Source organism: Thermodesulfatator autotrophicus (genome assembly GCF_001642325.1).
Taxonomy (GTDB): Bacteria; Desulfobacterota; Thermodesulfobacteria; order Thermodesulfobacteriales; family Thermodesulfatatoraceae; genus Thermodesulfatator; species Thermodesulfatator autotrophicus.
The window spans coordinates 1-6,742 of record NZ_LSFI01000056.1 but is presented as its reverse complement, the minus strand read 5'-3'; the positions used below and the strand labels follow the sequence as shown (position 1 = coordinate 6,742).

Sequence of the window (6,742 nt, the reverse complement as noted above, 5' to 3'; positions counted from 1 at the left end):
AAGCGCTTTGATGACATGAATAAGCGCTTTGAACAAATGATGACCTTCCTCTGGATCCTGGCAGGTATTTTTACTACCCTGGTAGCGGTAGTGATAGGTTTTGCCTACTGGGACAGGAGGACTACCATCAGGCGTGCCCGGGAAGAAACCCTGGAATACCTTGAAAGAGAAGGGTTAGTTAGAACTATCCTGGAAATCTTAAGAGAGCTTGCCAGAGATGACGAAAAAATCGCAAAACTTCTTAGAGAACGCAGACTTCTTTAAAGTTTAGGAGAGAAATATGCAACCGGATAAAGCCGCAGAAATACTGGGAAAGGCCTTGGGGAAAAAAGGCAATTTCGCCGATCTTTACCAGGAAGATACAGAAACAACCTACATCGTTTATGAAAACGACCGCCTGGAAAAAGTGGTCACCGGTGGAGATAAAGGCGCAGGGCTACGGACTATTTATGGAGACTTTCATACCGCTTACGCCTATACCAATGAGTTAAGTGCTTCAGGGATTGTAACCCTTGCCGAAGAACTGGCCTCTATTACCGAATCCCCCGGGCCAAAAATAAGCATTGATGAAGTAAAAAAAGTACCCTTTCCCGAAATCAAGCGGCCTCCTTTTGAAGAGACTCTCACCACCAAAATAGACTTAGTTAAAAAAGCCAATAGGGCCGCACGAGGAGTTTCTCCAGAAGTAGTGCAGGTAAAAGTGATTTATCAAGATGTCCACAAAAAAATTACTATTGCCAACTCTCAAGGCATCTTTATCAAAGGCGAAAGGATTTACACCCTTCTTGCCGTGCAGGTGGTAGCCAGACGTGGAGAAATAATTCAGACTGGCTATGAACCCCTTGGTGGGGCTATTGGCCTTGAAATTTTTGAAAAAACTCCGCCTGAAGAAATTGCCATAAAAGCTGCCAAACGAGCTATACTTATGCTTTCTGCTCCCAAGGCCCCAGGAGGCACCATGCCGGTAGTGCTATCCGCTGAGGCTGGCGGCACCATGATTCACGAGGCCGTAGGCCACGGCCTTGAGGCAGATCTTGCTGAAGAAGGCTTTTCTGTTTACGCCGGGAAAATCGGCCAGCAAGTAGCTTCCCCTCTTATTACGGTGATAGATGACCCAACCCTTCTTTATCAGCGCGGATATTACCAGTTTGACGACGAAGGTGTTTTCGCGCAAAAAACCGTGCTCATAGAAGACGGCGTCTTAAAAGATTTCCTTTACGACCGCTTATCAGCCATGAAAGCCGGCAAGGAATCAAACGGCCATGGACGCCGTGAATCTTATCGCCACCGTCCTATTCCGCGCATGTCAAATACTTACATTGCCCCAGGGCCTCACACTCCGGAAGAAATCATTAGAAGCGTTGACAAAGGCCTTTTCGTCAAAAAAATGGGAGGTGGCCAGGTTGATACCATTTCTGGCAACTTTGTTTTTGAAGTTACGGAAGGATACCTCATTGAAAAAGGCCTTTTAGGAGAACCGGTAAGAGGAGCCACTATTTCAGGAAACGGCCCTCAGGTGCTACAAATAATTGATATGGTTGGTCATGATCTGGGCTTTACCATAGGCACCTGCGGAAAAGACGGCCAGGGAGTACCAGTTTCTGACGGACAGCCCACTTTACGCATACCGGAAATTGTAGTAGGTGGAGCGGTAGAAAAATAAATTGGAGCGCTATAAATAAACTGCGGGAGCGCTTATGTGTGGAATAATAGGAGTCTTTGGCCATAATGAAGCTGCCAAAATAGCCTTTTTCGGGCTTTACGCCCTTCAGCATCGGGGCCAGGAAAGTGCCGGCATTGTCACCTCTGATGGTAAGGAGGCATACGAACACCGTGCCCTCGGATTAGTGGCTGAAGTCTTTAACGAACCCATTTTACAGAAGCTAAAAGGCCACCTGGCAGTGGGACACGTGCGCTATTCAACCACCGGCTCTACCACCACTAAAAACACCCAACCCTTTTTCGTAATCCATGGTAAACGCACTTTTGCCCTGGCTCATAACGGCAATCTGGTTAATGCCCACCTATTACGCACCGAACTTGAAAAGCAGGGTTCTCTTTTTCAAACCAGCATGGACAGCGAGATCATCGTCCATCTCATAGCCAAGTCCCTTAAAAAAGGGCTGGTAGAAGCCATTCGTGATACCATGGAAGTCATAGAAGGTGCTTATTCGGTAATCCTCTTATCGCAGGACAAGCTGGTAGCCTTTAGGGACCCTCATGGCTTCAGACCGCTTGCCCTTGGCATGTTAAATGGCGGGTACATCCTCGCCTCTGAAACCTGCGCTTTTGACCTGGTTCAGGCCCAGTACCTGCGAGACATTGAACCTGGAGAAATTTTAGTCATTGATGAAAGCGGTTTAAACTCTTACAAAGGTGTGGAAAGTAAAGAAACTGCCCATTGTATCTTTGAATTTATTTACTTTGCCCGGCCAGACAGCAATATTTTTGGCCAGAATGTCTATAACTTTCGTAAACAACTGGGCTTTCAACTGGCAGAAGAATGTCCAATTAAGGCCGACTTTGTTATGCCGTTTCCTGACTCGGGCAACTACGCTGCCATTGGTTACGCCCAGGCCACCGGCCTTCCCTTTGAAATGGGAGTTATAAGAAATCACTATGTTGGGCGCACTTTTATACAACCTTCCCAGAGTATGCGAGATTTTTCTGTTAGAGTTAAATTGAACCCGGTAAAAGACATTCTCAAAGGTAAAAAGGTAGCCGTTGTTGATGACTCCCTGGTTCGTGGCACTACCAGCCGCACCAGGGTAAAGGCCATTCGTGAAGCAGGGGCCTTTGAGATAAATATGTTAATAAGCTGCCCGCCTATAAAGTTTCCCTGTTTCTACGGGATAGACTTCCCTTCACGCGGTGAATTGATTGCGGCCAAACATTCCGTTGAAGAAATAAGGCGCTATCTTGAACTTGACCGCCTGCATTATCTCTCACTTGAAGGCCTTATAAAGGCGGCAGGTGGCAACCATAAGCGCTTCTGCCTGGCCTGTTTTAACGGGAAGTATCCCGTACCCATAAAAATTCCCGTACACAAAGAAATTCTTGAAAAGGATTAGCCATGATAGCCTATAAAGATTTACAGGAGTTTATTCAAAAACTTGAGGCTGAAAACGAACTTTTACGCATAAAAGAGCCATTATCTCCCAAGCTTGAAATACCCGAGGTAACTGACCGGGTTTGCAAGGTCTATGGGCCAGCCCTTCTCTTTGAAAATGTACCTGGCTACGAAATGCCGGTTCTTACTAACGCCTTTGGTAGTTTCCGCCGTATGGCCCTGGCCCTGGGAGTCAAAAACTTAAACGACCTTGGTGAAGATGTCTTGCAATTTATAGAAATTGAAAAACCTGATTCCATCATAAAAAAACTCAATCTTATCCCTAAAATAAAACGTCTGGCCAATGTATTTCCCAAATTGGTTGATAAAGCCCCCTGCCAGGAAATAACCTTTAAAGGTGATGAAGTAGATTTATTCAAGCTTCCGGTTTTACACTGCTGGCCTCAGGACGGCGGGCCTTTTATCACCCTTCCAGTAGTCATTACCAAACACCCCTTAACAGGGGTACGCAATGTAGGAATGTACCGTATGCAGGTGTTTGACCGCCGTACTACCGGTATGCACTGGCATCTCCATAAAGGCGGGGCCCATCATTATCGCGTGGCTGAAAAGCTTGGCAAGCGTTTAGAAGTAGCGGTGGCCATTGGCCCTGATCCAGCCACTACTTATGCTGCCACGGCTCCTCTCCCGGATGATGTTGACGAAATTCTTTTTGCCGGATTTTTGCGGGGAAAACCCGTGGAAATGGTAAAGTGTTTGACGATTGACCTGGAAGTCCCGGCTCAGAGCCAGATTGTACTTGAAGGCTACGTGGAGCCAGGAGAAAGGCGCCTTGAAGGGCCTTTTGGTGACCATACAGGCTATTATTCTCTTCCTGATTATTATCCCGTTTTTCATGTTACCTGCATGACTATGCGCAAGGACGCTATTTATCCGGCAACTATTGTGGGCAAGCCCCCTCAGGAAGACTGTTACATGGCCAAAGCCACCGAAAGGCTCTTTTTGCCCTTAATACAAAAGACCTTACCAGAAGTGGTGGACATTAACCTTCCCATGGAAGGAGTTTTTCACAATCTGGCCTTTGTTTCTATTGATAAAAGATATCCCGGGCATGCCAGGAAAGTAGCCTCCGCCCTTTGGGGCCTTGGCCAGATGATGTTTTGTAAAATCATCGTAATCTTTGATAAAGAAGTAAATGTTCAGGACACCTCTGAATGCCTCTGGCGTCTCGGCAATAACATTGACCCTGAGCGCGACATTTTCTTTGTAAAAGGCCCGGTGGATGCCCTTGACCACGCTGCACCTCTTCCTTATTACGGAAGTAAAATGGCCATTGACGCCACCCGTAAGTGGCCTGAAGAAGGTTTTGAGCGCGACTGGCCTGATGTCATTGAGATGGACCCACAGGTCCAGCAAAAGATAAACCAAATCTGGCACAAATTAGGCGTGGAAAAATTTCTTAAAAAGAAGTTAGCCAACCTTTAAAACGGCCAGAAACTCTACCAGAAAAATTCTCTGGGATTATAGCTTTCCAGGAAGTTGAGAGCATTTTGCCAGGGAAGTGGCCTTGAGAAGTAAAAGCCCTGAACTTCGTCAACCCCCAGGCCGGTGATAAAAGCCAGCTGTTCTCGGCGTTCTATGCCTTCAGCCACTGTGCGCAGGTTAAGGCCCCTGGCCATAGAAACCATAGCCATAACTAAAGACACCTGCTCTCTGTCATCTGGCACCTTGGCTATAAAAGAACGGTCTATCTTTATGTCCATACCTCTTAAGTTCTTAAGATATTGAAAAGAGGAATAGCCTGTACCAAAATCATCCAGAGCCAGACTAAAACCTTCCGCACAAAGATTTTTGACATTTCTTTCTGCCACCGGGTCAAGAAGCAAACTTTCAGTTATTTCTAACTCTATAGCCTCTTTGGAAATTTCGTATGTCTTCAAGTAGTCCTTTAGTTTTTCCACGAATCTTTTTTCTTTTAGCTGAGAAGCGCTTATGTTTACAGAAACCTTTAGGTGAGGGAATTTTTCTCTTATCCTACCCCAAAATTTGGCAATAATTTCCCATATTAAAGGCTCTACCTCTAAAATCAGATGGCTTTCTTCAAGTATGGGTATAAACTCCAAAGGAGGAATAATGCCCCGATCGGGGTGTTTCCAGCGTAATAAGGCCTCAAAACCAACTACCTCTCGGGTCTGAAGGTTTATTCTGGGCTGGTAAAATAACAACAACTCCTTTTGTTTTATGGCTCTTTCAAGCTCGCCGAGTAAAGAAAACTTTTTTAAAATATCTAGAGAATGCTCAGGAGAATAAAAAGCAGTTCCTCCCCCTTTCTGTCTAAAAACATTTTTTAACGCCACCGCCGCTTTTTCGTAAACATCTATTATGTCATTCCCTTGCTTGGGATAAACCGCTACGCCTAAACCAATTTCTAAACGCAACTCACTTTGATTTATCCAGAAGGGTTTCCTCATAATTTCTTTTAGAGAAGAAAGAAAAGATTTAAGATGACTCAAATCTTCAAACAAATAAGCAATAGAAAACTCATCTGGACCGGTTCGGGCGATTATTCCTTTTTTATTTTTTAATAATTCTTTTAATCGCCGGGCCAGCTCTTTTAATATCTTGTCTCCAGCAGTGTAACCCAGGGACTGGTTAATGGCAGAAAAGTCTATAATATCCGTACGGATTATAGCTACTGAAAAATCATCTTTCGTAGCCTCAATGGCTAAAGATGCCAGTTCTATTACAAGGGCTTTTTCGTTGGGAAGGCCGGTAAGATCGTCTTTAAAAAGGGCTTTTTCCAGGCGTTCTTGCTGTCTTATATGGCGCAAACCTATACTTATATCTCTTCCTACTTCATGTAATAGCTTAATTTCATCTGAAGCAAAAAAGTTTGCCTGAGAATGATATAGAAAAACTCCTCCAGCGATTTTTTCGTTTAAAAAAAGGGGGACTATAGCAATAGAGTTCAAGTTATACGGTTTAATTTTATCCCTTCTGACCTTATAAGCTTCGTCTTGATTGATATCATTGATGATTACAGGATGGCCAGCCAAAAAATCTTTGGCGTATTTTCGCAAATCAGTTCCCATAAACTCTTCTAGTTCCTTTGGTAAATGCTTCAAGTAAGGATGGTCTTCTGGAAAAGCTCCCTTAAAAATAATTTGGTCGTTTTCTATCAATCCTATCCAGGCTAGTGAATATCCTCCTTCTTTTACCAGAATATGACAGGCCTTTTCAAAAAGTTCTTTTTCAGAAATATTTTCCGGAAAAATTAGCAAGTTTATTTCTCTGATTAAAGACAAAAAGCGATTCTTTCGGGAAAGTTGTTCTAAATTTTTGGTTAACCTCTCAAAAAGGAGATTATAATAGGCCTGAAAAAAGTAAGTGGCTAAAAGGGCAAAGAAGCGACTTACAGTGCAAAAATCCTTGTCATCAAACGATTTTAAATTTCTTAACTCTTGAATAATCTTCATTTTTAGAGATTCACACAAGGACATCAAAATAGCTGGCGTTATCCCAGCTTTTAGGTGTTTTGAAGAAAGGTCTAATATTTTTTCATAAAAACCTGGCTTAAAGACATCTTCAAAAAAAGCCTCCAAAAAAGTAAAGGCTTTATCTTTTATATGAGAGTCAAGAGAAATTTTAAGGTAGTATTTCAGTAATTGTGTC

4 protein-coding genes and 1 pseudogene are annotated in these 6,742 nt (G+C 43.7%); 4 read left to right on the top strand and 1 reads right to left on the bottom strand.

All coding sequences use genetic code 11. From position 1 onward, the window contains the following. The 4 genes and pseudogenes from TH606_RS10010 to TH606_RS09995 form a co-directional block, all read left to right on the top strand. A pseudogene (locus TH606_RS10010) lies at positions 1–264 on the top strand (hypothetical protein); the annotation flags it as partial. Positions 265–280: 16 nt separating this feature from the next. Next, complete coding sequence (locus tag TH606_RS10005) at positions 281–1,663, top strand: TldD/PmbA family protein (RefSeq protein ID WP_068543556.1); 1,383 nt, start codon at positions 281–283, stop codon at positions 1,661–1,663. Positions 1,664–1,697: 34 nt separating this feature from the next. After that, entirely contained in the window at positions 1,698–3,071 is a 1,374-nt protein-coding gene (gene purF / locus TH606_RS10000) for an amidophosphoribosyltransferase (protein ID WP_068543553.1), read from the top strand. A gap of 5 nt (positions 3,072–3,076) precedes the next feature. Next, a complete protein-coding gene (locus TH606_RS09995; protein ID WP_068543563.1) occupies positions 3,077–4,555 on the top strand; it encodes a menaquinone biosynthesis decarboxylase in 1,479 nt (492 codons plus the stop codon). 14 nt (positions 4,556–4,569) lie between these two features. Here TH606_RS09995 and TH606_RS09990 read toward each other — a convergent pair. Continuing rightward, on the bottom strand, positions 4,570–6,742 hold a 2,173-nt coding region (locus TH606_RS09990), incomplete at its 5' end, for a bifunctional diguanylate cyclase/phosphodiesterase (protein ID WP_157627913.1).

Bases quoted from the DNA above. Each gene is read 5' to 3' on its own strand.
- TH606_RS10005 (WP_068543556.1), top strand. From the start codon at position 281: ATGCAACCGGATAAAGCCGCAGAAATACTGGGAAAGGCCTTGGGGAAA.
- purF (WP_068543553.1), top strand. From the start codon at position 1,698: ATGTGTGGAATAATAGGAGTCTTTGGCCATAATGAAGCTGCCAAAATA.